The sequence below is a fragment of the Micromonospora sp. LZ34 genome (assembly GCF_052981855.1).
This window is the reverse complement of the sequence record NZ_JBRIQN010000016.1, coordinates 118,060-144,681: the sequence shown is the minus strand read 5'-3', so window position 1 is coordinate 144,681 and position 26,622 is coordinate 118,060. Positions and strand designations below refer to the sequence as shown.

The following is a 26,622-nucleotide window of genomic DNA, read 5'->3' as shown; positions in this document are numbered from 1 at the left end:
TGCCGGAACCGGAAAAATCAACGTCAGCAGGTCAAAACCCCAGTCTTGACCGACCCCGCTCCTTCATGGATGACAGATCGGTATCAGTATCCGCGTGACACTCGCCGAGGGCTGGCGCGCTGAGTGTCAGCAAGCACGCACCCAGGCGCCTTCAAGGGTTCACCACCTGGTACATCGCGTGATCCTGCCACCGGCCGGCGATGTTGAGGTACGCCGGCGCCATGCCGAACTGCACGAACCCGTTGCGTTCCAGCACCTGCTGCGATCTAACGTTGTGCAGCAGGGTCTCTGCCTGCACCCGATGCAGCCCCAACTCCTCGAAGGCCACCCGCACGATCTCGCGCACCGCCCTCGTCGCGAACCCCCGGCCATTGTGGCTGGCAGTTACCCAGTAGCCCATGGCACATGACTGGAAGGGGCCGCGCACTATGCCGTTGAGCGTGATGCGGCCGATCACGTGACCGGAGTCGTCGAGGATGACGTGGGGCAGCTTCAATCCCTGCTCGTGCTGCTGGAGATCGGCTTCGATGACGGCGTGCTGGCCGTCTGCCGTGAAGTAGTCCTCACTCCGGATCGGGTCCCACGGCGCGAGAAACTCACGGTTGACGCGGAGCAACTCGGCCAAGGCCGGCGCATCCTCCGAGGCGATGAGTCGGGTGATCTTCACCCGTCCATCGTCCCAGGCGGGCATGTCCTCTTCCTCGCCAGGCTTGACCGGAAGCGGGGGCACGCCGACGGCCACAGCTGCACCCGCCAGACGTCGCCGGGTCGGGCTGTAGGTCGTTGCGGCCTCAGCGGCTGACGACGGTCTCCCGCTCCAGCCGCGACAGCTTTTCGGGATTGCGCACGTGGTAGGCACCGGTGATGTAGCCGTTCTCGACCCGCACCGCCATCACGCCGTCGATCTCCCCATTGACTCGGACGAGCAGCCCCGGGCCACCATTGATCTGTACCACCTCGACCGACCTTCCTGCGTCGCGCTTCCACCAGCCGACGGCCAACAAGCGAGCCACCTTGCCGGCCCCCACGATGGGCCGAAGCAGGGCATGTTTGATACCGCCGCCGTCGCTCAGGGCGACGACGTCCGGCGCCAGGATGTCGAGCAGGCTCTGCAGGTCGCCGGTTTCAACCGCGCGCTGGAAGGCCCCGAGTGCGGCTCGGGTCTCGGCCGGGGAGACGACGCCGCGTGGCCGGCGCGCGGCGACATGCGCCCGTGCCCGGTAGGCGATCTGGCGGACCGCCGCCGGGGTCTTGTCGACAGCCTCGGCGATCTCGTCGTACTCCAGATCGAACACCTCGCGCAGCACGAACACCGCCCGCTCGATCGGCTGAAGCGTCTCCAACACCAGCAGCATCGCCATCGACACGCTGTCGGCCAGTTCGACGTCCTCGGCCACATCGGGCGTGGTCAGCAGCGGCTCGGGCAGCCACGGCCCGACGTAGGACTCCTTACGCCGATCGAGCGCACGCAGCCGGTCCAGCGCCTGCCGGGTGACGATCCGCACCAGGTAGGCGCGCTTCTCGCGGACGGCGGCCAGATCGACGCCCGCCCATCGCAGCCAGGTCTCCTGCAGGACGTCCTCGGCGTCGGCGGCCGAGCCGAGCATCTCGTAGGCGACGGTGAACAGCAGGTTGCGATGGGCAACGAACACCTCGGTTGCCGAATCCGCGGGGTCCACGCGGTCGGGACGATCGAGCGGCTCGGCTGTGTCCGTCGTTCGTTCGCTGCGCTGGCTCATGCCTGGCTCCTGCCTGTTCGACCTCGGTCCTGCCACACGCACTAGACGCCGCTCCCCACCGCCTTGTAACACCTACGAGCGATGACCCACGTCATACACCCGCACTGTTACAGGGCCCGGGTCGCCGCCGTCTCGTGATCGTCAGGACGCCGCGCGAACGATCCGCGCGGCACGCAAGACCACGAGTGAGGACGAAGTCATGGCAACCACGAAGGCGCAGGCCCCGGCGGCCGATTCGCGCCGCTGGGCCGCGCTGTTCTTCATAGGGTTGGCCCAGCTCATGATCGTTCTGGATGGGACGGTCGTGAACATCGCGCTGCCGTCGCTCCAGCGGGATCTGGGAATCTCCGACGGCGACCGGCAGTGGATCATCACCGCGTACACGCTGGCGTTCGGCAGCCTGCTGCTGCTCGGCGGCCGGATCGCCGACTACACCGGCCGCAAGCGGACCTTCCTGATCGGACTGCTCGGCTTCGCCGGCGCGTCGGCGCTCGGCGGCGCGGCGGACAACTTCGAGATGCTGCTGAGCGCCCGTGCCCTGCAAGGCGGGTTCGCCGCGCTGCTCGGGCCGTCCGCGCTGTCGCTGCTGACCGTGACGTTCACTCAGCCCAAGGAGCGCGCCAAGGCGTTCGGGATCTGGGGCGCCATCACCGCCGTGGGCGGCGCGATCGGGCTGCTTGCCGGCGGGGCGCTGACCGACTACCTGGACTGGCGCTGGTGCCTGTACGTCAGCGTCCCGATCGCCCTGATCGCGGTGGTCGGCGGGTACGCGATGCTGGCCGAGTCGCGGAGCAGGGGCAGGGCCCGGTTCGACATCCCCGGCGTGCTGCTGGTGACCGGCGGGCTGGTCGCGATCGTGTACGGCACGAGCCAGGCGGAGTCCGACGGCTGGGGCTCGGCGAAGGTCATCGGTCTGCTGGCCGGGGGCGCGGTGCTGCTCGCCGCGTTCGCCTTCGTCGAGAGCCGGGTGTCGCAGCCAATGCTGCCGCCGCGCCTGATCGCCAACCGAACCCGCGGCGGCGCCTATCTGAGCGTGGGACTGGCCATGGTCGGAATGTTCGGGGCGTTCCTCTTCATGACCTACTACCTGCAGGTCGTCAAGGGATACTCGCCGATCAGGACGGGCGTGGCCTTCCTCCCAATGACCGTGGCGGTCCTGATGTCGGCCGGCGGGCTCGCCACCCGGCTGCTGCCCAAGGTCCCGCCGCGGATGCTGATCGTGCCGGGCATGCTGCTCATCGCCTCCGGCATGCTGTGGCTGCACACCATGGAAACCGACACCGGCTACGTCGAGGGCGTGCTGGTCTCGGGACTCCTGCTCGGCTTCGGGGCGGGCATGATCATGCCGGTGGCCTTCAACTACGCCACGCACGGCGTCGACCAGCGCGACGCGGGCGTCGCCTCGGCCAGCGTCAACACCGCGCAGCAGATCAGCAGCTCGATCGGAACCGCGCTGCTCAACACCATCGCCACCAGCGCGACCGCGGACTACCTGGCCTCGCATGCCCTGCAAGGGAGGAGCCCGGCCTTCGCCAAGAAGGCGATGCTGGAAGGTTTCGTGACAGCCGGCACCTGGGCCGCGGGAATCCTCCTGGCCGGCGCGCTGATCATCGCTGTCCTGATGAACACCCCGCGCCCCAAACACCAGGCAGTCACCGAGGACGCCGAGAGCGCGGGGGGCGCCGAGGACGCCGAGCCGGTGCTCGCTCACTCCTGATCTCCCCGGCGGAGGTCCATTGCAGCAGCGCTCAGCCGCGGGGACGTCGGCGGCCGTGACCCGGACGGGTCGGGGCCGCCGACGTCTGTGCTGCCGCCGAAGCAGACATCGTGGAGGTCACGGGGGAACCGGTATCCCTCCACGCCGCGCTGGGCGGGCTGTTCAACGCTGCCGCCTGGAGGGTGGTGCACGAGTCCCTGCAACGCCTCGGCGTTCAGCTCGTCTTCGGGCCCGCTGAAGTCCGACGAGTCGGAGCGGATCATCGGTCTGCCGACGCCCTGCCTTGCCGCTCTCCGAGAGCACAAGGTCAGGCAGGAGGCAGAGCGCAGAGTGACGGGCGAGCGGTGGCAGGACTTCTTCGTCGGGTGCGGTCCCATGACCTACGCCACTCCTGCGCGACGCTGCTCTACGAGCAGGGCGTGCCGATCGAGAAGATCCAGGACGTGCTCGGGCACAGCGCCCCGACCATCGGGGAGCTGATCTACGTGGAGGTGACCCGGCAGGCCCAGCGGTCGACCACCACTGACCAGCTGGGGTTATCTGTTCGATGCCTGACGTAGGGGTCGCCCAAAAGAGGTCAGGGCCGGTCTAACCGACCGGCCCTGAGGGTGTTCCTGCTGGTGCGCCGCCAGGGACTCGAACCCCGAACCCGCGGATTAAGAGGACACGCGCCCGGCCGTGGCCAACCGTCCCTGCCTCGGCAGCGGTCCGCTGCTGGCTTGGCTCGTCGTGCTGTCCTGGCGGCAGGTTGGGGTCACGTAGGGGTCAACCTCGCCTACGACCCCTCGTTTGTAAGTTCTGGGCAGCCGTCCCGCCGCGTCCATCCCCGGCTGGTCCGTCCCCGTCCGACCCGTCACGAGCCCGTGATCGTGCGCCGTCGTCCGTCATCGTTGCTACAGCCGCTGCTACACCCTGCGTCGACCGGACCAGCGGATTAAGAGGCATAGCCGGCGTGATGCCCCATCGTTTCCCGCCTCAATCCGCCTAGTTGCGACAGCCGGTCTCGGGACGATGCCAGCCGCCTCGGTTGCTGTCACCGTTGCTGTCGGCACCACCCCCTGGGCCGACAGCCGACCAGTCGCGCCACCGAACACACCGGCGATCCACGAGGAAGGTTTCGGTCAGCGCCCGAGTAGCTTTGCGAGGGCGCTCTTCTTGGCCACTGTAAGCAGCCCGTGGTCAGCGAGGTCCTTCGCCAAGGACTTCGACAAGGCATTGTTGTGTTGTTTGACCCCCGCCGTGAACCCGTCGCGCAATGAAAGCGTGTGACCATAGCCCGCACCGCCAGCCCACACGACGACTCTGGCCGCCGACCGCAGATCGCCGGCAACGTTTCTGGCCAAGAGGTCTTCGGCCAGCTCGCTAGCGGCCTTCCTGACTTGGGTGGCTACACCGGAATCGGGGGATACCCGAGCTTCAATCAAGATTTCGACCTGCTCAGTCCTTTCGGCCTCGCGAGTCTTGTTCTTGATGACAGTACGGGCATATTCGACAGCTGCGGCTCCGATTCCGGCTTGTCCGGCCGCCTGCAGTAGTGCCGCCGTGCCGTTCGTCTCGGCGACGGCCACCCATATCCGGGTGCGGTCGACGGTGCTCAGACCAACACAGTAGCGACCAAGGGCGAGGGGCGTGATGGCTACCTTACCGAGCAGAGAACGAACCTCGTTGGGGGCGGGCGAAAGCGCCAACCAGGCGTCAGTGATCGCCGTGGTCTGCTCTGCCCCAGGGATGCGTGCGACCTCGGCCGCCGCTGGGGCGTCACCGTCAAATACTGCTCGTACACCGAGCTTGAGCCGCAGGACGGCCGCCTCTTCGCCGTCGGCCGGCTTGTACTCGTCGACGCGAGCGGACAACGAACGAGCGGCGGCTGCCGGGAGTTTCGCGCACAGCCTCACCCAGTTCGTCGTCACTGATGGCGGCAGCTGAATTGTCTCCGGCACTAGCGCTAGGTCGTTTACCAAGGGCTCCGCCAGCCGCGCTTCGGTTTCAGGCGAGAACAAGGCTGCGGCTGTCGCGAACAGTGCTTCTTTGCGCGCCCACAGTAGCGCGGCAGCCTCGTCGTCATCAGCGGCCCCCTCCCATCCCACGGAGGACAACGTCTGTGTCAGCACTTCGGCTACCTTTTCGACGTCCATCGCAGATAGGTCATGGACCTTGGCTGCCAGCAGCGGCAACTGCGACAAAGCATCGGGGTGTATAGCGGCCCCAAGAGAGGGCACGAGCGTGGAGGTGAACACCTCGGCAGCAAGCGCTGCAACTTCGGCGTCATCCTCGGTCGGGTTGCTTGGGAGCATGGCGGACCAGACGGCGGCGTCTTCCATCGGGTAGTCGCGTAGGCCAAGCAGCGCGTGTCGGGCGCGCAGGACTGGAGAGCCCATCGTGGCCACGTGCTTATCCGCATTGTGTAGGGCCCACTGACGGAGCGGAGCGCAGGCGGTCGCGCACTGCGCCAACGCGAAGACTGACGACAGTAGCCTCTCGCCGTCGGGACGGGATGTGATGGCATCTACCAGTTCCTCGAGCCGCTGGACGCCCTTGCCGGTGTATTCGGGCTTCGGGGCGGGCCGGGCACGCCCGGGCTGAACCGGTGCTGGCTCGGACGTCTCGAGGTCGTTCAGAGTGTTGAGCACGGAGTCCTGCACCCGATGCCAGAGGGTCTCGGCGCTCTCAATGGGGGCCTTATTCAGTGCTGTCAGCAACGGCTGCGGAAGGTCGTTGAACCTGTCGGCGAGCATCTCGACCAAGACCAGTGACGCATCGCCTTCCATGTGCGGTAGGAGCAGTGCAAACCTGCCGAGGAGGTCTTCTGGATTGGGCTCTCGCCGAAGGCCGTCGAGGGTGTCTTGGACCACGTCAGAGGCGCCGGACCAGCAAGCAACTAGGAGAGCGCCTGGCAGGGACTCCCTCGAGAGGGTTCTTGCCTTGAGAGCTGCGATGAGCGACGGTGCAGCCTCGCGAGCGATGATCTCGCCGTAGTCCGGGTCGACGCGTTCGATGAGCTTGCACGCGGCCTCGTAAGCGAAGACCCGGCCCGGCCCGGTCGTGTTGTCACCCTCAGTAACCAAGAGTGGGATGGCGATCGCCAATGTCGATGATCCCTGGGCTTCGAACTCGGCGACCACCTGGTCGGGGGCGGTATCAGTTGCGAAGTCGATGACATCACCGAGGCGCGGGTCCCCTAGGTTTTCATGGCCCGCTGCGCCTTGGAGATACAAGAGGTCGGGACGCGGGTCGCCGATCCCTGCGGCGGCAACCTTGGCTAGGTATGTGCCAAGATGGCGGCGCAACGTGTCATTCGCCTGTTCAACCTGGCCCGACCGTCCCTCGGCCGCATCGGCGAGCAACTCACCCGCTGGAGCCTCTTCCCCAGCGTCGGGGTCACGCTTTGCAGGCTCTGGCTTTATCGAGAACCGCCGAACGGCGTCACGCGCTTCGTCCGTCTGAGCACCCTCGTCTCCCCTCAGATACGCGAGGAGCCGAGGCACGCGTCGCATCTCGTCAGCAACGACGGGAAATTCCGTCTGCAGCACGGTTAGCACGGCTAACTCGTGTGCCCGATCCAGCCATGGAATAGCTCGTGCCTCGGCAATGCGCACAGTGGTCGCGTAGTTGTTCAGGAGCACCTTGACCCGCCGAGGGCTTCGGACATGGACTGGAATGAGCGCGAAGATGGCGAGTTCGTAGGCCTGCTGGCTCCTGGTTCGCAACTCCTCCCAAATGCCGCCGCGTGCGTCGGCAAGATCGCGGGCGAACTTGGTCAGAGCGCGGGACCGCAGCGGCGGAAGCGCGATCTGGTGTTGGAAGATCTTGTCGAGGAATGCGCCTGGTGTTGAGTAGTACGGCTCGTCTTCGCGGACGGGCTTGGCCTGTGGAAGCTTCCGCAGGGCTCTTTCGAGTACCTCTCGATCGGCTGCCACGATGAATGCGCAACCGTCCTGGTCAAGGAAGGTCTTGAGGTCGATCAGGGTCGCCACGACGTCCTCAGGAGCACATCGGTCGAGCTCGTCGATGAAGACCACGAGCCGTTCGGTCCTGCCGGAGAGGACCTTCTTCACAAGGTTATGGAACCTCTTAGCGAACTGGTCGGCCCCAACTGGCGCGGGCTTCTTCCTGGTAGTGACGGCACCCTCGAACGCCTTGGGCCCAACCAAGACCGCCACTAGGGCCAGGCCGAAGACCGTCCCGGCCTGAGGCAGGAGAGCTTTGACGGCGGCCTTGAAGTTGTCGTCCGTGAACGCCTCGGCGGCCGCGGCTTGCAAGACGACCCATAACGTGGCGACGATGGCGGCTAGCGCGATACCAGCCAGCAGAGAACGCCAGTTCTCCTTCACCCATTTCAGAATGCTCAGATGCGTCTGAGTCTGCTCTTGGTGGAGGCCGTCGTTGAACTCTTCCTCTTTACCTAAACCGAGATCGTCGGATATAGAGTCGATGAAGTTCCGCTTGAGGTCTTGACCGCCGTACTTCCAGGCGTCGTAGCGTGCAACCCGAACCTTCTTGCCGGCCACGGCACTCAGGTGCTTCTCGATCATCGAGTAGACACTGGACTTACCCGAACCCCAAGGCCCAAAGAGAGCAATGTTAACTGGGGACTGCGCCTTCAGTGCGATCTCGGCAACGCCCTTGGCGATGGCTTCGTGTTCAAGAAGGTCTTTGTAATCCTCGCCGAGACGATTGTCCGGAATTAAGTCTTCACTTCGCACCACCTCCGCAGGTGGTGCAGTCCGTCTTCCGAACATGCGAGGCCCCTTCTGCACCGCAGGGAACGCTAGACGGCGGCGACCGTTTGACATGCCACTGGTGGGGCCGGGCGGGCGCGACGCAGCCATGCCGTGAACATCTGTCCGCTGCGGACATACGTGAGATCTTGGTCGCTGCGTGCCACAGCATAAACCCTGGAACACTGGCTCGGCTATGTCTGACGGTGTCCGAGAGTGATCTAGTGCCGCTCCACGGCGGCAAGGTCGCCTCCGCGTTGGCGAGGTCGCCGGCGCTCTGCACCGCACTCAGGTCTGTCGCCCTGACGGCAGTCGTGGCACAGCTGGCGGCCCTGGTCGGGAGGAAGGGGGCTGAGGGTTTTCGCACACCAGTTCACCGACTACAGGTAAGAAGGCTCCTGGCGGCCTGGTGGTCGAGCCGCCACCCCTTGTTACCTGGGCAAACATCGTCACCAGTGGTCGTCGTTGGTCGCCACTGATCGGCCTGCGACGGCCTGGTGACGGCCTAGCCGAGTCTCACGCCGCCTCTCCCGCGTTGATCGACCCGAGCATGGGCAATGCGACTCGCCGCCCCAGCCCAACAAGAAAGATCGCCTCCACACCTTTCAATCCGTACGCACGTTCGACAGAATCGGCTCAACCAGTCGGGGAGTGTGGTCATGGCAGACAAGAGTTCCATCGAGTGGACCGAAGCCACATGGAACCCAACGACCGGCTGTGACCGCATCTCGCGTGGCTGCGATCACTGCTACGCACTCACCTTGGCGAAGCGACTGAAGGCCATGGGCTCACCGAAGTACCAGACGGACGGAGACGCACGAACCTCCGGCCCAGGCTTCGGCGTTGCCATCCACCCTGCAGATTTGACTCTTCCCCTGCGCTGGCGAGAGCCCAGGATCGTCTTCGTCAACTCGATGAGCGACCTGTTCCACGCCAGGGTGCCCTTCGACTTCGTCGGGCGAGTCTTTGAAGTCATGGCAGCAACCCCCCAGCACACCTACCAGGTACTCACGAAGCGGGCTTCTCGGCTAGCGAAACTTGCTCCGCGTCTGACCTGGCCGAGCAACGTTTGGATGGGCGTGAGCGTCGAGGACGCCTCCGAGGCGAGCCGGATCGATCACCTCCGGACCGTGCCGGCAGCAGTGCGCTTCATCTCCGCTGAACCCCTTCTCGGCCCTGTCACTCCCCTCGACCTAACCGGCATCCACTGGCTCATCGCAGGAGGCGAGTCAGGGGTGGGCGCCCGGCCAGTTAACCCCGCATGGGTCCGGGACCTCCGTGACCAGTGCCAAACGGACGGCGTCGCCTTCTTCTTCAAGCAGTGGGGTGGCAGGACACCAAAGGCAGGCGGCCGAGACCTTGATGGCGAGACCTGGGACGAGATGCCGGAGCTTCCCGCCATGTCAGCCGCCGGATAGCGGGGTAGCCGACCAGACCTTCATGTCATACGGTGTCGGGACAACTGCGCACCGTAGACAGGGGGAACCTTGCCGACGCCTGACGAAGTGCTGTGGGACAAGGATCCGCACACAGCTGCGAAGCACCTCGTGTACCGCAGTTACTTCGACGCCTGGTTCCCCATCCTGCTTCAGTCGGCGTATGGCTCGAAGGGCGTCACCTACGCTGAGGGCTTTTCCGGCCCTGGCGAGTACAAGGATGGGTCGCCGGGATCTCCAATCATCGCCCTAAGATCAGCCCTCCACTGCATTGCCGCGCCAAGGCCAGGCAGAGAAGGTCGCTTCCTGCTCCTAGAGGACAATCAGACACGGGTCGACCACTTGGAGGGCGTCCTTCTGCGGGAGCTTGGGACGCTCGACAGAACTGAACTCGCAGCTCAAGGCTTGGTGGTTGATCTTCAGAAAGGCAACTGCAAAGAGGACCTCCTTCCCCTGCTCGACAAGCACAGGGTCTGGAACAAACCACTGCTACTAGTCCTCGACACCTGGGGCTCCGCCGTCGACTTTGAGATCCTAAAGCGGACCGCCAACAGCAAGGCTGGCGAGGTGATCGTAACCATACAACCGAGCCAATTCTGGCGGTTCGCATCCAACCCTCGGCACTACGGAGACCGAGTGTTCGGACCAGTGGTATGGCGTGACGTTCAAGCCCAACCTAAAGACAAGAAAGCTCAATACATCAAGTCACAGTACCGCCGAGTCCTGACCGAGGCTGGGTTTCAATACGTCCTGGACTTCGAATTAGCCGACGAACGCAATAACCTTCTCTACCTTGTCTTTGGCACAAATTCTGACAGAGGCTTCGAGAAGATGAAGGACGCAATCTGGCGCGTCGACCCCTACCAGGGAATTGGCTACCGGGACCCCCGAGATCCGAACCAGGAGACCCTACCCATCCGGCCTGAGCCGCAGCTAGGTCCGTTGCGTCGACTCATTCTGGAGCACTTGACCACCCTTCCAAGCCAGAGCGCCACGCTAGACGAGCTACGTCGTTTCACTCTCCATAGGACCATCTTCCGTCCTGGACAGACGCTAAGCGCCGCACGGCTATTGATTGACGAAGGAAGCATCGCCGCCGAACCTCCTGGCAAGCGGCTCATTGGAACTTCGCGCCTCTCCCACACCGGCTCCATGGCGCTCTTCTAAAGCTGCGGCTACGCGGCCAGTGATAGCGATTGACGTCGGGGTGGCGAGGGCGCATTACTTGACCGGTTGGAGCCGGCCGTCGACCAGCTTAAATCCTGACGGCAACTTGTGTGCGGCTTCTACATTCGCGACTACCGCATCTGACAGGTCATGCCCGTCTTTCGCCCGACTGTTCGTGAATGACACAGTAGCCATGAAGCGTACGTCCGGAAAATACGCTCCTGCACCAAACCTACTGCCACCAAAGTTCGCATCCGACTCGAAGACTGAATCGTTAAACTCGCCATCAACTCCGATCTTCGCTCCGGCGAAGATCGCCTTCCGCTTGAAGCGGGAATCGACGAAATTCAGGTCACCATCGAAGACGGCACCCCGAAAACCCGCCCCGCCGAAAAACGTCGTTTGCGCAAAGTGGGCCTGCCCCGAGACGTGGAACTCGCAGAACGTTGCATCACCAAGGAACGTCGCCCTGCGAAAGTCGGCCCGAGAAACCTCGCAGCCTTCGAAGTCGAAGTTGCATAGTGTTGCTCCGAAGAGGTCAATCCGCACGCTTGGCCAAAATTCCAGCATCTCCTGGCCATGCTTATGCTTCTTTTCTGGGTTCCGAAGATGAGCCGCCAAAGCTCTCTGGATTGCCAGCCTCACCTGCAGTTCTTGGCGAATCTCCTTATCGGCCCTTGAAAGGCGGTTGGCGATGGTGTCAGTCGGCCCGAACTTTACTGCCTCAGAATAGACCCGCGAATAAGACAACTCACTATCATCGTCCGGAATATCGAAGGGCATGCGTAGGTAACCACAGAGAACATCGACGCACATCTGCCGGTTTGACTTCCAGTCGTCGGCGAGGTTCAGCATGGCGTAAGCGCCAGCGAGCCTGACGGAGGCATCAGTGGAACCGAGCTGCTCAGAAGCAGACTTGAACCGCTCTCCGTAGAGCTTCGTAGATTCGCGAGCCTCCGCCGCCTTGGACAGGAAGTGCTGCGCCTCGTTGAAACGCTGACGGCGATATGCCACGACAAGTGCTACGACCGCTCCGAGTCCGGCAACAACAGCAAGCGAAATGCGAAGCCCAGCGTAGAAGTCGGAGACGCTGAGGGCCGCACCTGATACAGCAAGCTTCGGGCGCCCTAACAGCAGCCAAAACAGAATGGTGGTTACTGTCGCAACAGATGCAGCAAGGAGGACTGCTGTGAATACTTGCCACAACAGGGATCCTCTGACCGTCATGTTTTCCTGAGGATCCTTCGGACCGCTGCGCCTGGCCGTCATGCCGGACAGACTTTCATGAACATAGCCCGAGCTGCATCTGCCATCCCGTCTGCCGTCGACCCGCCCTCTTGGGGAGCGGGCCGTCGCCCGGCCTGCCACGTCAAGCGGACCTTGACGGCTCGTACGGACGCTGGCGGGCCGGGCGGTGGTCTGCTCGGCTTGCCCGGGTCGATGGCAGGCGGGTTGGCCCACCGCAGCCACCCACGGACCGCAACCCGCCGACGCAGCCCCGGCCATCCTGGAGCCGGAGCGCCCCCGCCGGAGGCGCACTACCCGCAACCTCGCAACCGCCGCTAGTTCGCCGATGCGGCCGGCGTGCGCTCCCCTACGCCGCGCGGGCTCGTGGCCGCGCGGCCCGGCCGGCTGCCCGCCCCCACACACCACCGGCCAACGGTCTGTCGTTCTGCGGCGGCCCACCGGGCTTCCCGCTCTCCGCGCCAGCCGCCAGGCGTTCTGCGTGGCCGGAGCGGAGCGACAGCGGAGAGAAGGCCGCGCGCCCAGGCGGCGGCGCGTGCGGCCCGTTGCGGGCCGCCTTGAAGACGTACAGAAACTTTGAACCACTTCGCCGGCAGCCGTGCCGGCCAGCTGTCCCGATGGGGAGTACTGACAGGCCAGCGGCGGCGTTATGGTCTATGCATGTCGCTGGTTTCGTGGGCCTATGAGGTCTCCCGTCAGAACCTCTCGGGCACCCTGCCTCGCCGCTGGGCTCACGTGCAGGGTGTTGCCCAGAAAGCGCGCACCCTCACCGCGGCTGTCGGTGATGATGCTCCTCTGTTAGAAGCCGCCGCGATCCTTCATGATGTCGGCTACGCGCCTCACCTGGTGAGGACGGGATTCCATCCACTCGATGGTGCTATCTATCTGAGGGGTGTGGACGCGCCCGACCGTCTCGTTCATCTCGTCGCGCATCACTCCTGCGCAGTTAGGGAGGCCCGCCTTCGGGGTTTGGAACGTCATCTGGCCGACTTTCGGGACGAAGAGGGGCCGGTGAGAGACGCCTTGTGGATGTGTGACCTCACCACGACGCCTGACGGAGACCCTACGGATTTTGCGAGTAGGGTTGCCGAAATCAAGAAACGGTACGGCCCAGATGACGTGGTTACCGCCTTCATCGACAGTGCCCAGCAGGATCTGGCCGACGCCATTGCCAGGACGACAAGCCGACTTAGCGAGTTCGCCGGCTAACCCAGGTAGGGCGCGTCGTTCTCCAAGCCGTGCTTGATCCGTAGAAGCATGGACGGATGAATCGGAATAGTTTGGATGCTTTCTGGTTCGACCCACTTCACCTCTGATGACTCGCTGCTAGTTCGAATCGTGCCGCCGACTACGCGGGCGCGTAGACAGATCGAGAACTCCTGCCGTACCTCGCCGTCGTCGTAGGCGATTACGTGAGCAGGATCCGAGTAGATGCCAGAGATCGCGGTTAGTTCGATGTGGAGGCCCGTCTCTTCCTCGACTTCGCGCACGGCCGCTTGCGCGGTGGATTCCCCGACGTCCTGCGCCCCTCCAGGCAAGGCCCACAGGCTGTTATCGGATCGCCTGATGAGCAGGACGCGTCCTTCTTCATCCTGAACGAAGACCGTGACAGCCACCACAAGGGAGTTGGCCTGGGGTGCGGCCGGATCGTTCAGGTAGTCAGTCTTGGGCATCTACTAGCTCCTGCTTTCACGTGGCGTTGTCGATCCCCAGACTGCCTCGAAGCTGTCCGCGTACGTGTTGAAGAGGCCGTACGTTGTCGTCTTGCGGAGATGCATCGCCGGCGCCATAGGTGCGGTCTTGCCGTAGACATGCGGGTTAACGATCATGTCGTTGTCGAAGCGATAGATTGAGTTGTAGAGCACCGTCGAGTGGCTGCGCACCTCGATGTTCGGCACATCGTCTAGCAAGCCGAAGAAGGCGTTGGCCTGGTCGATCTTCGCGGAGATGGTTTCCCGTCCGATCCCCTCATCGGCACTCCGCTGCCTGACCACGCTGCTGTTACGGTCGCCGAGCAGTATGCGTATCGTCGCACCAGAGGTCGCCTTCTTGTGCAAGCGGTCCAGGAGGTCAGGCTTCTCGGTAAGGAACATCCCGACGTATACGAGGATGCCGACTTCTGTTGTCGCTCCGTCGAGTAGTCGATCCCAGAGGTTTGGTGGCACCGCTCCTCGCGTCGGGTAGAAGTGCACCATCCCGGCCGAGTCCGATACCTCGGCGGCGGCTCTATGCGCTCCCGGCCACAGGTAGTCTTCGTCCTCCTTCAACCGCTTCGCGATCTGATAGCGCGTGCGAGGATGCGGAACCCTGCCAGCGAGCCAACGACTCACGGTCTTGACATCGCACTCCGTCAGAAGCGCCAGTTCAGCCGGCGAAACGCGGGACCGCTCAAGCGCATCTCGCAAACGATCGTTTGCCATCGTCGCTCCTCGCGATGGGGACGTTTCCACCACTGTAAACGTCCCAACCGTCCGCGTAAAGGCGTTCCGGCGTCACCCGCGTCGATGTCTCCTTGAAGTGCGAGCGACAAGCCGCACAAGAGCAGTCGTCCACTGGGGACGCGCTCAGACACAGGAGGTCTGTTGTGAAGCTGTACGTGGACACCACGAGCAAGCAGGTGACGGCGTCGAAGGACCCGGAGCCGAAGAACGACCAGAACGGCAACCAGAAGTCCGAGAAGAACACGGGCCGGCTCATGTGGTCCACCCAGGTCTTCGTCCTCGACGAGAACGGCGGGGAGGTCATCACCATCACCACGGCGGGTGAGAAGCCGAGTGTGAAGGTGGGCGACTTCCTGGCCGTCGAGCAGTTGGAGGCCATTCCGTGGGCGACCAACGGGCGCAACGGCGTCGCGTTCCGGGCGGTTTCGCTGAAGCCGAAGAACGGTACTCCGGCCAAGTAGGTCCATCGCACGACGTGCTGTGTGAGCCACTGGTGTCCGTGGCAACCCGTAGCGGCCTGACGGTCCGCTGATCTCACTGCAACGGGTTCGGGAGTGCTTCTGACTCCTGCATTCCCGCACCTGGTCATCACCGGTGGTGGTGACAACCAAGGAAATGGCCCGGGGTCGGTACTGACTCCTACATCTGCCGACCCCGGTGCCGCCCAACTCATCCGACCCAATGTGCTTGGGAGGACTCGTCGTGTCCAAGTCTAGCCCCCGCCGCTTCGGCGGCAAGTCAACCGGAACGGTGACGGTCATCGAGGCCAAGGTTCACCGTTCCTCCGCTCGCCGCGCGAAGCTGGCGTTCATCCTGACGGCGGTCATCGTCGGCCTTCTCTCGGCTGTGGTGGCCGCTTCCTACTGGCACCCGATCGTGGCCCTGATCGTCGGTGCCCTGATCGGTGTTCCGACCGGTGCCGCCGCCTGGCTGCTCGTGCGCGTGTGGCCGGTGATCCGGCTGCTGTGGTGGTGGAGCCTGGAAACGCTCCTCGCGGTGCTGCTGCTCACCTGCTGGGTGCAGCTCGCCAACCACACACCGACCGTGGTGACCCTGCTCGTGGTCGCCCTGGTCGTCGGCGTTCCCGCCGCCATCCCCGCGATTCGCCGCCGGGTGGTCGCCTGGACGTGGTGCCTGATCGTGCGCCACCGGCTGCGCGTCTGCTTCGCGCAGTTCATCATCGCCAACCAGTCCGGCAGCCTGCCGCTGATCCTGTGGGCACGTCCCACCCCGGTCGGCGAGCGGGTCTGGGTCTACCTGCGCCCCGGCCTGTCGGCCAAGGACCTGGAAAGCCGGCTCGACAAGATCGCCGTGACCTGCCACGCCTCCACCGTGCTCATCGAGCGCGCTTCGGAGAACAACGCTGCCTACCTGCGGTTCGACATCAAGCGCCGTGAGGTGCTGACCGCCACCGTGGGTTCCCCGCTGGTCGACGTGATCGACCCGACCGCGCCCGTCTCGGCATCGCCCATGTCGGTGCCCACCGCCCTGGATCTGCCCGACGTCATCACCCTTACGACCCAGGGCAAGCCCGCCAGCAAGAAGCCGGCCCCGGCCACGACCGCCAACGGCAGCAAGCCCGCGGCCTCTTCGGCGTCGCCGGACACCGACGACGTCTCCGACTGGATCTGAGGGAGCAACCCCGATGAACCGATCCGACTACATGTCCTGCCCCCGTGAGTGCGGCGTGGACGTGCGAGAGCACAACTCGTCCGGCCTTATCGACGGCCGGTGCGACACCGGCACCGAGCTTCCGTTGCTCGACTCCGCCGGCTACCTCGCCTGCGGCTGCCACGGCTCGCAGCGCGAGCACACCTGCACCCCTTCTGACTGATCACTGCGACGGGCGCGGAGTTCTCCCCGTGAGGTTCCGCGCCCACCTAAGGAGCGCATCTCATGACCATCACATCTCCCACCTCCGCTACGGCGGTACCGGTGGGTGCTGGCCTGTCGATGTTCGACCCGGTCTTCATCGGGATCGACGAGTTCGGCCAGCCCGTCTACCTCGACGTCATCTACCACAACCTCCTCGCCGCCGGTGAGCCGGGCGGCGGTAAGTCCGGACTGGTCAACAACATCTGCGGGCACGGCGTCCTGTGCGACAACACCCGCCTCGTGCTGTTCGACGCCAAGCTCGTCGAACTCGGCCCCTGGCGCGACCTGGCCGACGCCTTCATCGGCCCCGACATCGACCAGGGCATCGACGTGCTACGCCGGCTCCTGGTCGTGGCCACCAACCGCTACACCTGGCTCCTGGCCAACCGGCGCCGCAAGCTCGCCGAAGGCGACGGCATGTCGGTCATCCTCACCGTCATCGACGAACTCGCCATGTTCTCCACGGTGCTCGGCACCAAGGCACAGCAGGAAGAGTTCTCCACCCTCCTGCGCGGGCTCGTCTCCCTCGGCCGCGCCTGCGGCATGCCCGTCGTCGCCGCCACTCAGCGGCCTTCGTGGGACATCATCCCCGCCTCGCTGCGGGACCTGTTCGGCTACCGGGCAGCGTTCCGCTGCACCTCGCTGAACAGCTCGAACATCATCCTCGGCCAGGGCTGGGCCGAACAGGGCTACACCGCCTCCGACATCTCGCCCACCAACCAGGGCGCGGCCTACCTGCTCGCCGAAGGCGGCGTTCCCCGCCGCATCAAGGCCGCCTACCTCACCGACACCGACATCTACAACATCGCCGACTACGCCGCCTGGACCCGCCGCCCCACCACCGGCAGCACCCCGGCTCCGGCTGGCTCTCGCATGGATTGGGAGATCGCCGCATGACCACCATCGGCTACCGCGACCACACCCTCATCGGCTCACCCGAGCAGGTCGCCAACGTCATCCGCAACCACCACAGCGCCGGAACCCTGGTTTCGATGACCGCACCCCGGCCCGTGTCGGCCACCGACCCGCGTGTGCGGGTCGCCCTGCGCCTGGTCGACACCACCGCCGGCCCTTGTCCGGTTCGGGTCACGTCCCTGCGGACCCACATCACCGACCGGGTCCGGCCCCACCGCCGCCGTCGTACCCGGCGGGTCATCGCCATCACCACCACCGCCGCCACCGCCATGGTCGCCGGCCTGATCGCCGCCGTCGTCTACCTGGTGGCGTTCCTCATCGACCACGCGGCCATCATCGCCGGCCTCCTGGCCGTCGCCGCGCTCATCCTCGCCGCCCTGCACGGCACCACCGGCAGCGGCAAACGCCACTGCCCCGGCTGCTGACCGCCAACAAGAACGGCCGACAGGACCAGGTTTCGCCTGGCAGCAGAGCTGGTCCTGCCGACCTCCCACCAACAGCCCCGAAAGGACGTGGCTGCCATGAAGGCTACCCACCAACCGCCCACCACCGCAGTCCAGGTCACCCCCGCTGACCTTCTCCGGTTCGCCGCCCTCTACCTGCGCCGGCACGGCTGGACCCAGGGCGACTACTACACGATCGTCTTCGACGCGACCACCCCCCGGGCCTGCGTCTCCGGGGCCATCGGCATGGCCGCCTACGGCACTCCCACCGATCTGCCCTTCTTCACCAACCGGCCCGAATGCCGCGACTACCGCGCCGCCGTGTGGGCGCTCATCGACTACCTCGACCTGAACTCGTCCACCGACCTGTTCGGCTGGAACGACAACCCCCGCCGCACCCTCACCGGCGTCATCAACGCCCTCAACTACGCCGCCGACCGCTGGGACCGCCTCCACACCCAGGGAGGCGAGCGCTGATGTTCACCGTCAAGGCGTCCTTGACGCACACCCCCCGGCAGAAGCGCCGCGAGGTCGTCGAGAACGACGCCTTCGCCGCGTTCGCTCGGCGCATCATCCGCGCCCACGGCCGTCGCGTCGCCGCCGGTGACGTCGAAGCCCTCCGCGACCTGGTCGCCCTGTCGGCCAACCTCGACGAGGCCATCGGAGAGGCCGTGATCGGCCTGCGGGCCTTCGGCTACTCCTGGACCGAGATCGGTTCCCGGCTCGGCATCTCTAAGCAGGCCGCCCAGCAGCGCTGGGGAGGCCAGTCATGACCGCTGTCATCTACGACCCGACCGGCACCCGCACCGGCTTCCCCACCTACCCCTACCGGATGGCCCCCGAGGGCCTGGCCACGCGCCGGCAACTGCGCGCCGCTGGTCTTCGCCCAGGTGGTCACGAACCGGTCGCCCGAATCCTGTGGCGACGCGGCAAGCGGCTGGCCTACCTCTACCGGCTCGACCTGGCCGCGCCCAAGCGCACCGCCACCCCGGCCCAGCGGGCCGCCATCGCCAAGGCCCTACGCGCCCGCCGCACCTGCCGCACCTGCGGCGTGGTGCAGCCCTACTACATCCCCCGCCGCTACGGCTGCTGTCTCGACTGCCATGGAGGCACCCGATGAGCTTCCACCTTTCCGACCCGTGCCTGTGGTGCATCGAGGGCAGCTCGCCCGCCGGCATCCACGACATCCTCGGCCCGGTCTACAAGCCCTGCCCCGTCTGCCTCGGCCCCTGCGCCCTGTGCGAGGGCGAGGGCCTGTTCCCGGCCGACTTCACCTGCCTGTCCTGCTTCCGGGAGCAGATGGCCGCCCTCGGCCTGGCCCCGATCATGTGCGCCCACTGCTCCGGCGTGGTCGACCTCATCCCCATCGACACCATCCCGGCTCCGGAGGTGACTCCCCATGTCGACCACTGACCCGAGCGCCGTCACCGAGCAGTTCGCCGCCGAGTACGCCCGTAACGCCGTGCCCACGATGCTCAAGGCAATCAACTCGATCAAGCGGTACAACCGGTTCGTTCTGCTCGGCGCGCTGCTGACCAGCTACCTGCACCAGGCCCACTACCTGTGGACCCAGAACGCCGGCTACTTCGCCTACCTCGTGCCGCTGATCTTCGACGCCGCCATGGTGTCGATGCTGACCGTCGTCCGCACCTCCGGCATCGCCAAGGATGCCAAACGCGGAGCCCTGGTCGTCTTCGCCGCCGCCGCGCTGCTGTCGGCCACCATCAACTTCGCCTCCCCCGGCAGCCTCGGCCTGCGCCTGGTCTTCGCCCTGGTCGTCGTCCTCGTCATCGGCGTCGAACTCGTCGCCGGACGCATCCGCCCCGACTTCGCCGCCATCGAAGCCGAAGCCGCCGCCCTGCTCACCGCCGCCCACAACCTCGCGACCAAGAACGAGCAGACCACCGAATCCACCGACGCCCCGCCCGCCGTCACGCCGGACACCACGCCGCCGGCCGTCGCGACGGCTGTCATCGAGGCACCCGCGCTCACCCCGATCCCGGTCACCCGACCGGAGGTCCCGGCGCACCTGGTGCCCACCGCCCGCTTCGCCATCCGCCAGCACGAGCAGACCCACGGCCGGCCCATCACCGCCGACGAACTCGCCGCCCTGCTCTCCGTCACTCCTGGCATCGCCCGGGAACTGCTGCACTCCATCACCGGCCACACCACGGCCGTCAACGGCACCCCCGTCGGCGGTGCCCGATGACCATCCATGTCGTCGACATCGACTACACCACCCACACCTGCCCGGCCTACCCGGACAAGCCGCACCCCTACGACACCCGACGCACCGTCATCGACGTCATCCCCGGCGGCCCCTGCCGCACCCCGGTCACCATCCGCTGCGGCGACGTGACCGCCACCATCGCGTGCCACCGGCACGAGCCGGCCGACCGCCAGTGCGGTGCCTGCCGGATCATCGTTACCCAACACACCATCACCACCCGGCACCTCGCTAGCGAGGCTGCCTGATGGTTTCGACGCTGGACCTCACACCCCGCGCTTCGGCCCGGGGTGTGGGCTCGAACGCCGACACCGTCACCCCGTATGTCGGCTACACCGCCGCCGGCTCCGCCTTCACCCGCGCCACCGGACCCGATTACTTCGGCTGGCTGGAACACGTCCGCGCTGCCGCCGGCTGCACCCGCCCCATCCGCCTCGCCGGGCAGCTCCTCACCGTCGAACCCGCCACCGGCCGGCTCCTGGACGCCCGGCACACCGATGCCATGCCTGACGCCGCCATCTACAAGGCGTGCGGCAACCGCCGCGCCACCGTCTGCCCCGCCTGCGCGCAGACCTATCAGCGCGACGCCTACCAACTCCTGCGCGCCGGCCTCATCGGCGGCAAAGGCGTCCCTGAGACCGTGTCCCGACACCCGGCCGTCTTCCCGACCTTCACCGCACCGTCCTTCGGAACCGTGCACATCCGGGCGGTCAAGCGGCACACCTGCGCCAACCGCAAGCGCTGCGACTGCCGGCCCGAGCCCTGCCACGCCCGACGCGACGCCGGCCTCTGCGAGCACGGCCGACCCGCCGTCTGCTGGGCCCGCCATGAACCGAGTGACGCCGTGCTCGGGCAGCCGCTGTGCCTGGACTGCTACGACCACGATCACCAGGTCGTCTGGAACCTGTTCTCCGGCGAGTTGTGGCACCGCACCAAGCAAGCCGCAGAACGCCACCTCGCCAAGCTCGCCCGCCGCCGGGGCATCCCCCGCGTCGAGGTCGTCACCGCGTCCGGGAACGTTCGGAAGGTCCCGCCGGTCCGGCTCTCCCACGGCAAGGCCGCCGAGTTCCAGGCACGGGGAGCGGTCCACTTCCACGCCCTGGTGCGCCTCGACGGCGTCGACCCCGACGACCCCGCCGCCGTCGTCCCCCCGCCGGCCGGGTTCACCGTGGCCGACCTGGAAGACGCGATCCGGGCCGCCGTCGAGCAGGTCGCCTTCTCCACGCCCGGTCACCCCGAGCGGCCCGAGGGCTGGCCGATCGCCTGGGGCGAGCAGGTCGACATCCGCCCCATCAGCCTGACCGGCCGGGGAGAGGTCACCGACGGCATGGTCGCCGGATACCTTGCCAAGTACGCCACCAAAAGCACCGAGGTAACTGGGCACCGCTCCGTCAGGCTCGACGCCGACAGCATCGGCGACTACGCCGACCCCGACGGCGACCACACCGCCCGCCTCATCGACGCCTGCTGGCGCATCGGCCGACCCACCGGCACACCCGTGCCGCTGTCCCAGCGCCCCCGGGATCACCGGCCCCGGCCTGGCTTCCTCAACCGCTGGGAGTGCCCGGACTGCGGCACGCACACCCGCTACGCCGCCTGCCCCGTCTGCCTCGCCGAACGTCAAGCCGCCCTTGACGCCGAACCGACGAAACCAGCGACCGGCAACCCTTACGCCCGGCTGCGCCGGTGGGCACACATGCTCGGCTTCGGCGGCCACTTCCTGACCAAGGCCCGCCGCTACTCCGTGACCTTCCAACTCTTGCGCGACACCCGCGTCACCTACCGCCGCAGCGAGGACCAGGACCAGGGCGCCGGCGAGGCCGTCAAGGCCGTCGACCACCTCGACGACACCACCCTCATCGTCGGCACCCTCACCTTCGCCGGCGTCGGCTGGCACACCACCGGAGACGCACTCCTCGCCAACACCGCCGCCGCCCTCGCCCGCGCCCGACACGCCGCCGGCCGCGAAGAACTCGCCCACGAAGAGGGCTTGAACGTGTCTCGCGCCGGATCGCCGATTGCGGCGTGAGCAACCCGTAGTCCGAACCCAAGCTGATATCGAGAGGACGGAAGTGGAAAAGCAACAGGACTCCTGGCTCACCATCGACCAGGTCGCTGCGATGCTGAACGTGTCGTACTGGACCGTGTATCGGCTCATCAAGGCCCGCGAGATCACCGGCGTGCAGATCGGCCGCGCTCGCCGGGTCATTCCTGAGTCGGTCGAGGCCTACAAGGCTCGGCTGATCGAAGAGGCCGCCTGATGCCCCGACGCAACGTGAACGGTGAGGGCAACATCCGGCAGCGCAAGGATGGCCGATGGGAGGGCCGCACGTGGGTCTTCACGAGCGACGGCCGCGAGATCCGAAAGAGCGTCTACGGCACGTCCTGGGATGAGGTCCACGAGAGGCTGACGGCGCTCAAGGCCAAGGCACAGGCTGGCGTCCGCGTCGCCGGTAGCATCCAGTCGGTCAGCGACTTCATGGCCTATTGGCTGCGGGACGTGGTGCAGGACCGCGTGCGGCCCAGCACCCTCCGCACCTACGAGTGGCTATCGCGCTGCTACGTCGTGCCGCTGCTTGGCAATCAGCGCTTGGGCAAGCTGCAACCGCCGACGGTGCGTAGCTTCCTCAACCGGGCCAAGGAGACATGCCAGTGCTGTGCGCAGGGCAAGGATGCTGGGCGGTTGAGCGCGGGGCAGCAGGCTCGGTGTTGTGCCAGGCGTCCGCGCTCGTGCTGCCAGCAAATGCCGTCCGACGGCACCATCCGTCATCTCCACCGCATGATCCGCGCCGCTTTACAGGATGCGGTCGTTGACGGGCTGATCCCGGACAACCCGGCCCGCAATCTGCGTCTGGCTCACCGGTACCGGCCACGCTTCACGCCGCTGACCGGCGCGGAAGCGAAGCTGTTGTTGAAGACCGCGAAGAGTGACCGGCTTTATGCGCTCTATGCCGTCGCCCTGGCGCTTGGCCTTCGACGCGGGGAAGCGCTGGGACTCCGCTGGGAAGATATCGACCTGGTCGAGGGCGTCATCTTCGTCCGGCAGACGCTGCAACGCCTCGGCGGCAAGCTCGTCTTCGGCCCGGTCAAGTCCGACGAGTCTGAGCGAGTCATCGCCCTACCTGCCCCGTGCCTGGCTGCCCTACGGCAACACCGGGTGCGTCAGAACGCAGAGCGCGAGAGCGTGGGCAAGGACTGGAAGGACTCGGGGTTGGTCTTCACCACGGGCATCGGCACCCCGATCGAACCGCGCAACCTGAACCGGCACTTCGTGCGGCTGCTGGAGCATGCCGGGCTGCGCCGCATCAGGTTCCACGATCTACGCCACTCCTGCGCCACGCTCCTCTACGAGCAGGGCGTGCCCATCGAGAAGATCCAAGACATCCTCGGCCACAGCTCCCCGACCATCACCAAGCTCATCTACGTAGAGGTCACCCGGCAGTCTCAGCGCTCGTCCGTCGACAAGCTCGGCTTTCTCTTCGACGCCTGACGTTGGGGTCAAGAAATGGGGTCAGGCCCGGTCCAAGAGGACCGGGCCTGATGTGTTCTCGCTGGTGCGCCGCCAGGGACTCGAACCCCGAACCCGCGGATTAAGAGTCCGCTGCTCTGCCAGTTGAGCTAGCGGCGCTCGCTGGCAACGGGGAGAACATTAGCACGGCCCCCGAGGCGGGTTCCAATCCGATCCCCGGCTCCACCCTTCGGTCGAGCTTAAGCCGCGAAAGCGACAAACACCCCCGGCGCACGGCCGCCGGGACCAGCGGATCGGCGCTCATGCGGCACGATGTCCGCCAGGTACGCGAGAACAGAGGTGGGGATGGGCAGGTTCGCGCGGGCCGGGGCGATGGTGGGCGCCCTGAGCCTGATGGCGTCGCTGGCTCTGACGGGCTGTGGCGACGACCCGAAGAAGGCCGAGTTCGTCAACGGCGCGGCGCCGAGCGCGACCGCGGGCCCCTCGGCCGACCCGGCGGCGCCGGCGGCCCCGACCGGCCCGGCGCTGGCTCTCAGCCCGGCCGACGGAGCGAAGAACCGGCCGGTCAGCTCGGAGATCAGCGCCCGGCTGCCCGACGGCGGGAAGGTGTCCGGCGTCACGCTGACCACGGCGGACGGCAAGCAGGTCGACGGCCGACTGCGCACCGACGGCTCGTCCTGGGTGCCCTCGGCCCCGCTGAAGTGGGGCACCCGCTACACCGCCACCGTCACCGCGACCGGGGCCGACGGCCAGACCAGCCAGGGCACCAGCACGTTCACCACGATGGCCAAGCCCAGGTCGATGATCAGCTCCGGGCTCTACCTCTTCGACGACAAGACGTACGGCGTGGCGATGCCGGTGGTCGTCGAGTTCCACCCGGGCATCCCGAAGAAGGACCGGGCCGCGGTGCAGAAGCGGATGTTCGTCCGCACCGACCCCCCGCAGCCGGGCGCGTGGCACTGGGTCGACAACGGCACCCAGGCCTACTACCGGGCGCCGGAGTACTGGAAGCCGGGCACCACGCTCACGGTCCGGATCGCGCTGGCCGGGATCCCGCTGAGCAACGGCCGCTATGGCAACGTCGACCGCAAGGCCACCGCCAAGATCGGCCGGGCGTTCGAGATGAAGGTCGACAACGCCGACAAGCAGATGCGGGTGTACGAGGACGGCAACCTGGTCCGCACCCTGCCGGTCAGCCTCGGCAAGCGGAAGACCCCCTCCTCCAGCGGCACCATGGTGGTGATGGAGAAGAAGGAGTCGACCGTCTTCGACACCCGCGACGATCCCGACCCCGCGAACCGCTACGTCACCGAGATCGACTTCGCGCAGCGGCTCACCTGGGGCGGCGAGTACATCCACGCCGCACCCTGGTCGGAGCACGTGCAGGGCCGGCAGAACGTATCGCACGGCTGCGTCAACGTGTCCATGGCCAACGCCCGGTGGCTGTTCGGCAAGACCAAGATCGGTGACCCGATCACCATCAAGGGCACCGAGCGGCGGCTGGCGCCCGGCAACGGGTGGACGGCATGGAGCCTCACCTGGTCGGAGTTCGTCAAGGGCAGCGCCCTGCCGGTGCCCGACGGCGGCGCCGGGCCGGCCCTCTGAACGCCTGAACGCCGCCCGCGACCGGCCGGGGTCGCGGGCGGCCGTATCGAATGCCGGAATTATCCGATTTCGGGCATGATGGTTGGGGTGTTTCAGGGCACCCCCGGCAACGGGTATCCCTCCTCATGCGTCTGTTGAGAGACGATGGGCAACCGGGGACCACGACTGTGAGGGAATCATGCGAGCTGTCCAGGACCAGCTGAAGCGCCACGGTGGGCGACGCCGCGGGCTCGCGGCGGCAGTGCTCGCCGCGGCGCTCGCGCTGACCGCGGCCTGCACCGACGGTGGCGGCGACAAGCCGTCAGGGTGGCAGGCCGGCAGCCAGAGCGCCGCGCCGAAGGCCGCCGCCACCATCACCGAACCGCAGGCCGACGCCAAGGACGTGCCCGCCTCCACCGGCATCACCTTCACCACGAAGGACGCCCAGGAGACCACCGTCGAACTCAAGGACTCGACCGGCAAGTCCGTCGAGGGCGAGCTCGCCGCGGACGGCAAGAGCTGGCTGCCGGCCGGGGCGCTGGAGTATGGCGAGACCTACACCGCCACCGTCACCGCCACCGGCGACGACGGGCGACCGGCCACCGCGACCAACACCTTCACCACCATGGAGAAGCCGGACAAGCAGGTCCGGGTGAGCAGCTTCCTCGGCGACGGCCAGGTGGTCGGCGTGGGCATGCCACTGATCGTCAAGTTCAGCCGGGCCGTACCGGAGGACTACCGCGACGACGTCCAGCGCCGGATGACGGTAACGTCCACGCCGGCGCAGGAGGGCATCTGGCACTGGGTCAGCCCCACCGAGATCCGCTACCGGCCCAAGGAGTTCTGGAAGGCCGACAGCACCGTCTCCTACCGCGTCCAGGCCGGCGGCCTGCCGATGGGTGACGGCTGGTACGGCCGCGCCGACCTGACCGTCGACGTCAAGATCGGCCCCTCGCTGATCATGACGGTGGACAACAAGACCAAGCGGATGACCGTCCGGAAGAACGGCGCGGTGGTCAAGACCATCCCGATCAGCCTCGGCAAGAAGAGCACCCCGTCGTCCAGCGGCACCATGGTGGTGATCGAAAAGCTCCGCAAGACGGTCTTCGACACCTTCGAGGAGCTCGGCCCCGAGGAGGGCTACCGGACGAAGATCGACTATGCCCAGCGGCTCACCTGGGGTGGCGAGTTCATCCACGCCGCGCCCTGGTCGGAGGGGCAGCAGGGCCGGGTGAACGTCTCGCACGGCTGCGTGAACGTCTCGATGGCCAACGGGGCGTGGCTGTTCGCCAACACCAGGATCGGTGACCCGATCACCGTCAAGGGCACCGAGCGGAAACTGCAGAACGGCAACGGCTGGACGGACTGGAACATGAGCTGGGACGAGTACGTGAAGGGCAGCGCCCTGCCGTACGAGCCGCCCGCCGAGCCCGGCACGGACGCGACGGCGGATCCGGACCTCACGCCGGGCGCCAGCCCGACGGCCTGAGGCCGCGCCCCGGACGGCCGGAGCCGGAAACGACGGAAGCCCCCTCCGCGGAGGGGGCTTCCGTTCGCCGGGTGGCTGATGGGAATTGAACCCAAATCACGTTCGAGGCCAGAAGCCCGCCACCGCTGACCGGCAGATAGTGGGCACTTCGGCCATT

Annotated in this window: 27 protein-coding genes and 1 tRNA gene; 21 read left to right on the top strand and 7 right to left on the bottom strand. The window is 66.4% G+C overall.

What is annotated here, in order from left to right:
* Positions 1-151 precede the first annotated feature (151 nt).
* Together ACVCAH_RS18980 and ACVCAH_RS18975 are read right to left on the bottom strand one after the other, a co-directional pair.
* The gene (locus ACVCAH_RS18980; RefSeq protein ID WP_447137497.1) at positions 152-667 is read right to left on the bottom strand and encodes a GNAT family N-acetyltransferase; all 516 of its coding nucleotides are present in this window, start codon (positions 665-667) and stop codon (positions 152-154) included.
* 124 nt (positions 668-791) lie between these two features.
* Positions 792-1,739 carry an RNA polymerase sigma-70 factor gene (locus tag ACVCAH_RS18975; protein WP_447137494.1) on the bottom strand — a complete coding sequence of 316 codons (948 nt, stop codon included), beginning with the start codon at positions 1,737-1,739 and terminating at the stop codon, positions 792-794.
* Positions 1,740-1,938: 199 nt separating this feature from the next.
* Here ACVCAH_RS18975 and ACVCAH_RS18970 point away from each other — a divergent pair, with 199 nt between their 5' ends.
* Positions 1,939-3,456 (top strand): MFS transporter, encoded by a 1,518-nt coding sequence (locus ACVCAH_RS18970; protein WP_447137493.1) that lies wholly within the window; start codon positions 1,939-1,941, stop codon positions 3,454-3,456.
* Positions 3,457-3,566: 110 nt separating this feature from the next.
* Positions 3,567-4,016, top strand: a complete 450-nt coding sequence (locus ACVCAH_RS18965) for a tyrosine-type recombinase/integrase (RefSeq protein WP_447137492.1) — start codon at positions 3,567-3,569, stop codon at positions 4,014-4,016.
* A 561-nt stretch (positions 4,017-4,577) separates the two neighbouring features.
* Here ACVCAH_RS18965 and ACVCAH_RS18960 read toward each other — a convergent pair.
* The gene (locus ACVCAH_RS18960) at positions 4,578-8,195 is read right to left on the bottom strand and encodes a KAP family P-loop NTPase fold protein (RefSeq protein ID WP_447137491.1); all 3,618 of its coding nucleotides are present in this window, start codon (positions 8,193-8,195) and stop codon (positions 4,578-4,580) included.
* Positions 8,196-8,833: 638 nt separating this feature from the next.
* On the opposite strand from ACVCAH_RS18960, the gene ACVCAH_RS18955 reads away from it, so the two are divergent.
* Both ACVCAH_RS18955 and tcmP read left to right on the top strand, forming a co-directional pair.
* On the top strand, positions 8,834-9,592 hold the full coding sequence (locus ACVCAH_RS18955) for a DUF5131 family protein (protein ID WP_447137490.1): 759 nt from the start codon (positions 8,834-8,836) through the stop codon (positions 9,590-9,592).
* A 69-nt stretch (positions 9,593-9,661) separates the two neighbouring features.
* Positions 9,662-10,777: a three-Cys-motif partner protein TcmP gene (gene tcmP, locus ACVCAH_RS18950; RefSeq protein ID WP_447137489.1), complete on the top strand. Its 1,116-nt coding sequence runs from the start codon at positions 9,662-9,664 to the stop codon at positions 10,775-10,777.
* 54 nt (positions 10,778-10,831) lie between these two features.
* Here tcmP and ACVCAH_RS18945 read toward each other — a convergent pair whose 3' ends face one another.
* On the bottom strand, positions 10,832-12,046 hold the full coding sequence (locus ACVCAH_RS18945) for a hypothetical protein (RefSeq protein ID WP_447137488.1): 1,215 nt from the start codon (positions 12,044-12,046) through the stop codon (positions 10,832-10,834).
* A gap of 636 nt (positions 12,047-12,682) precedes the next feature.
* Between ACVCAH_RS18945 and ACVCAH_RS18940 the strand changes: the two genes are divergently transcribed.
* Complete coding sequence (locus ACVCAH_RS18940) at positions 12,683-13,231, top strand: HD domain-containing protein (protein WP_447137487.1); 549 nt, start codon at positions 12,683-12,685, stop codon at positions 13,229-13,231.
* On the opposite strand, the gene ACVCAH_RS18935 is transcribed toward ACVCAH_RS18940, so the two are convergent.
* Positions 13,228-13,695: an NUDIX hydrolase gene (locus tag ACVCAH_RS18935; protein ID WP_447137486.1), complete on the bottom strand. Its 468-nt coding sequence runs from the start codon at positions 13,693-13,695 to the stop codon at positions 13,228-13,230. The two genes, ACVCAH_RS18940 and ACVCAH_RS18935, sit on opposite strands and share 4 nt — an antisense overlap.
* A gap of 3 nt (positions 13,696-13,698) precedes the next feature.
* Positions 13,699-14,442 (bottom strand): XRE family transcriptional regulator, encoded by a 744-nt coding sequence (locus ACVCAH_RS18930; RefSeq protein ID WP_447137485.1) that lies wholly within the window; start codon positions 14,440-14,442, stop codon positions 13,699-13,701.
* A gap of 164 nt (positions 14,443-14,606) precedes the next feature.
* On the opposite strand from ACVCAH_RS18930, the gene ACVCAH_RS18925 reads away from it, so the two are divergent.
* The 14 genes from ACVCAH_RS18925 to ACVCAH_RS18860 all read left to right on the top strand — a co-directional run bounded on the left by ACVCAH_RS18925 (position 14,607) and on the right by ACVCAH_RS18860 (position 23,413).
* Entirely contained in the window at positions 14,607-14,924 is a 318-nt protein-coding gene (locus ACVCAH_RS18925; RefSeq protein ID WP_447137484.1) for a hypothetical protein, read from the top strand.
* 289 nt (positions 14,925-15,213) lie between these two features.
* Positions 15,214-16,095: a hypothetical protein gene (locus tag ACVCAH_RS18920; RefSeq protein WP_447137483.1), complete on the top strand. Its 882-nt coding sequence runs from the start codon at positions 15,214-15,216 to the stop codon at positions 16,093-16,095.
* 13 nt (positions 16,096-16,108) lie between these two features.
* Complete coding sequence (locus ACVCAH_RS18915) at positions 16,109-16,297, top strand: hypothetical protein (RefSeq protein WP_447137482.1); 189 nt, start codon at positions 16,109-16,111, stop codon at positions 16,295-16,297.
* 62 nt (positions 16,298-16,359) lie between these two features.
* Positions 16,360-17,235, top strand: a complete 876-nt coding sequence (locus tag ACVCAH_RS18910; protein ID WP_447137481.1) for an FtsK/SpoIIIE domain-containing protein — start codon at positions 16,360-16,362, stop codon at positions 17,233-17,235.
* Positions 17,232-17,678 (top strand): hypothetical protein, encoded by a 447-nt coding sequence (locus ACVCAH_RS18905; protein WP_447137480.1) that lies wholly within the window; start codon positions 17,232-17,234, stop codon positions 17,676-17,678. The genes ACVCAH_RS18910 and ACVCAH_RS18905 overlap by 4 nt, the downstream gene beginning before the upstream one ends.
* Before the next feature lie 96 nt (positions 17,679-17,774).
* A complete protein-coding gene (locus ACVCAH_RS18900; protein WP_447137479.1) occupies positions 17,775-18,173 on the top strand; it encodes a DUF6197 family protein in 399 nt (132 codons plus the stop codon).
* Complete coding sequence (locus tag ACVCAH_RS18895; protein WP_447137478.1) at positions 18,173-18,469, top strand: hypothetical protein; 297 nt, start codon at positions 18,173-18,175, stop codon at positions 18,467-18,469. Before ACVCAH_RS18900 ends, ACVCAH_RS18895 begins: the two co-directional genes overlap by 1 nt.
* Positions 18,466-18,816 (top strand): RRQRL motif-containing zinc-binding protein, encoded by a 351-nt coding sequence (locus ACVCAH_RS18890; RefSeq protein ID WP_447137477.1) that lies wholly within the window; start codon positions 18,466-18,468, stop codon positions 18,814-18,816. The genes ACVCAH_RS18895 and ACVCAH_RS18890 overlap by 4 nt, the downstream gene beginning before the upstream one ends.
* Positions 18,813-19,109: a hypothetical protein gene (locus tag ACVCAH_RS18885; RefSeq protein ID WP_447137476.1), complete on the top strand. Its 297-nt coding sequence runs from the start codon at positions 18,813-18,815 to the stop codon at positions 19,107-19,109. The genes ACVCAH_RS18890 and ACVCAH_RS18885 overlap by 4 nt, the downstream gene beginning before the upstream one ends.
* The gene (locus tag ACVCAH_RS18880) at positions 19,096-19,905 is read left to right on the top strand and encodes a DUF2637 domain-containing protein (protein ID WP_447137475.1); all 810 of its coding nucleotides are present in this window, start codon (positions 19,096-19,098) and stop codon (positions 19,903-19,905) included. Before ACVCAH_RS18885 ends, ACVCAH_RS18880 begins: the two co-directional genes overlap by 14 nt.
* The gene (locus ACVCAH_RS18875) at positions 19,902-20,171 is read left to right on the top strand and encodes a hypothetical protein (protein ID WP_447137474.1); all 270 of its coding nucleotides are present in this window, start codon (positions 19,902-19,904) and stop codon (positions 20,169-20,171) included. Before ACVCAH_RS18880 ends, ACVCAH_RS18875 begins: the two co-directional genes overlap by 4 nt.
* On the top strand, positions 20,171-21,952 hold the full coding sequence (locus tag ACVCAH_RS18870; RefSeq protein ID WP_447137473.1) for a replication initiator: 1,782 nt from the start codon (positions 20,171-20,173) through the stop codon (positions 21,950-21,952). Before ACVCAH_RS18875 ends, ACVCAH_RS18870 begins: the two co-directional genes overlap by 1 nt.
* 43 nt (positions 21,953-21,995) lie before the next feature.
* Entirely contained in the window at positions 21,996-22,184 is a 189-nt protein-coding gene (locus ACVCAH_RS18865; protein WP_447137472.1) for a helix-turn-helix domain-containing protein, read from the top strand.
* Positions 22,184-23,413 (top strand): tyrosine-type recombinase/integrase, encoded by a 1,230-nt coding sequence (locus tag ACVCAH_RS18860; RefSeq protein WP_447137471.1) that lies wholly within the window; start codon positions 22,184-22,186, stop codon positions 23,411-23,413. Before ACVCAH_RS18865 ends, ACVCAH_RS18860 begins: the two co-directional genes overlap by 1 nt.
* 62 nt (positions 23,414-23,475) lie before the next feature.
* On the opposite strand, the gene ACVCAH_RS18855 is transcribed toward ACVCAH_RS18860, so the two are convergent.
* Positions 23,476-23,551 (bottom strand) — tRNA-Lys (locus ACVCAH_RS18855).
* A 186-nt stretch (positions 23,552-23,737) separates the two neighbouring features.
* On the opposite strand from ACVCAH_RS18855, the gene ACVCAH_RS18850 reads away from it, so the two are divergent.
* Entirely contained in the window at positions 23,738-24,997 is a 1,260-nt protein-coding gene (locus ACVCAH_RS18850; protein ID WP_447137470.1) for an Ig-like domain-containing protein, read from the top strand.
* A 178-nt stretch (positions 24,998-25,175) separates the two neighbouring features.
* Complete coding sequence (locus ACVCAH_RS18845) at positions 25,176-26,465, top strand: Ig-like domain-containing protein (RefSeq protein ID WP_447137469.1); 1,290 nt, start codon at positions 25,176-25,178, stop codon at positions 26,463-26,465.
* The last annotated feature ends 157 nt before the right edge of the window (positions 26,466-26,622 follow it).

Excerpts from the sequence above, each read along its gene's own strand:
- ACVCAH_RS18875 (WP_447137474.1), top strand. The coding sequence starts at position 19,902 with ATGACCATCCATGTCGTCGACATCGACTACACCACCCACACCTGCCCG.
- ACVCAH_RS18975 (WP_447137494.1), bottom strand. The coding sequence starts at position 1,739 with ATGAGCCAGCGCAGCGAACGAACGACGGACACAGCCGAGCCGCTCGAT.
- ACVCAH_RS18900 (WP_447137479.1), top strand. The coding sequence starts at position 17,775 with ATGAAGGCTACCCACCAACCGCCCACCACCGCAGTCCAGGTCACCCCC.
- ACVCAH_RS18860 (WP_447137471.1), top strand. The coding sequence starts at position 22,184 with ATGCCCCGACGCAACGTGAACGGTGAGGGCAACATCCGGCAGCGCAAG.
- ACVCAH_RS18910 (WP_447137481.1), top strand. The coding sequence starts at position 16,360 with ATGACCATCACATCTCCCACCTCCGCTACGGCGGTACCGGTGGGTGCT.
- ACVCAH_RS18945 (WP_447137488.1), bottom strand. The coding sequence starts at position 12,046 with ATGACGGCCAGGCGCAGCGGTCCGAAGGATCCTCAGGAAAACATGACG.
- ACVCAH_RS18845 (WP_447137469.1), top strand. The coding sequence starts at position 25,176 with ATGCGAGCTGTCCAGGACCAGCTGAAGCGCCACGGTGGGCGACGCCGC.
- ACVCAH_RS18885 (WP_447137476.1), top strand. The coding sequence starts at position 18,813 with ATGAGCTTCCACCTTTCCGACCCGTGCCTGTGGTGCATCGAGGGCAGC.
- ACVCAH_RS18940 (WP_447137487.1), top strand. The coding sequence starts at position 12,683 with ATGTCGCTGGTTTCGTGGGCCTATGAGGTCTCCCGTCAGAACCTCTCG.
- ACVCAH_RS18970 (WP_447137493.1), top strand. The coding sequence starts at position 1,939 with ATGGCAACCACGAAGGCGCAGGCCCCGGCGGCCGATTCGCGCCGCTGG.
- ACVCAH_RS18955 (WP_447137490.1), top strand. The coding sequence starts at position 8,834 with ATGGCAGACAAGAGTTCCATCGAGTGGACCGAAGCCACATGGAACCCA.
- ACVCAH_RS18930 (WP_447137485.1), bottom strand. The coding sequence starts at position 14,442 with ATGGCAAACGATCGTTTGCGAGATGCGCTTGAGCGGTCCCGCGTTTCG.
- ACVCAH_RS18915 (WP_447137482.1), top strand. The coding sequence starts at position 16,109 with ATGAACCGATCCGACTACATGTCCTGCCCCCGTGAGTGCGGCGTGGAC.
- ACVCAH_RS18850 (WP_447137470.1), top strand. The coding sequence starts at position 23,738 with ATGGGCAGGTTCGCGCGGGCCGGGGCGATGGTGGGCGCCCTGAGCCTG.
- ACVCAH_RS18905 (WP_447137480.1), top strand. The coding sequence starts at position 17,232 with ATGACCACCATCGGCTACCGCGACCACACCCTCATCGGCTCACCCGAG.
- ACVCAH_RS18890 (WP_447137477.1), top strand. The coding sequence starts at position 18,466 with ATGACCGCTGTCATCTACGACCCGACCGGCACCCGCACCGGCTTCCCC.
- ACVCAH_RS18960 (WP_447137491.1), bottom strand. The coding sequence starts at position 8,195 with ATGTTCGGAAGACGGACTGCACCACCTGCGGAGGTGGTGCGAAGTGAA.
- ACVCAH_RS18880 (WP_447137475.1), top strand. The coding sequence starts at position 19,096 with ATGTCGACCACTGACCCGAGCGCCGTCACCGAGCAGTTCGCCGCCGAG.
- ACVCAH_RS18870 (WP_447137473.1), top strand. The coding sequence starts at position 20,171 with ATGGTTTCGACGCTGGACCTCACACCCCGCGCTTCGGCCCGGGGTGTG.
- ACVCAH_RS18935 (WP_447137486.1), bottom strand. The coding sequence starts at position 13,695 with ATGCCCAAGACTGACTACCTGAACGATCCGGCCGCACCCCAGGCCAAC.
- ACVCAH_RS18895 (WP_447137478.1), top strand. The coding sequence starts at position 18,173 with ATGTTCACCGTCAAGGCGTCCTTGACGCACACCCCCCGGCAGAAGCGC.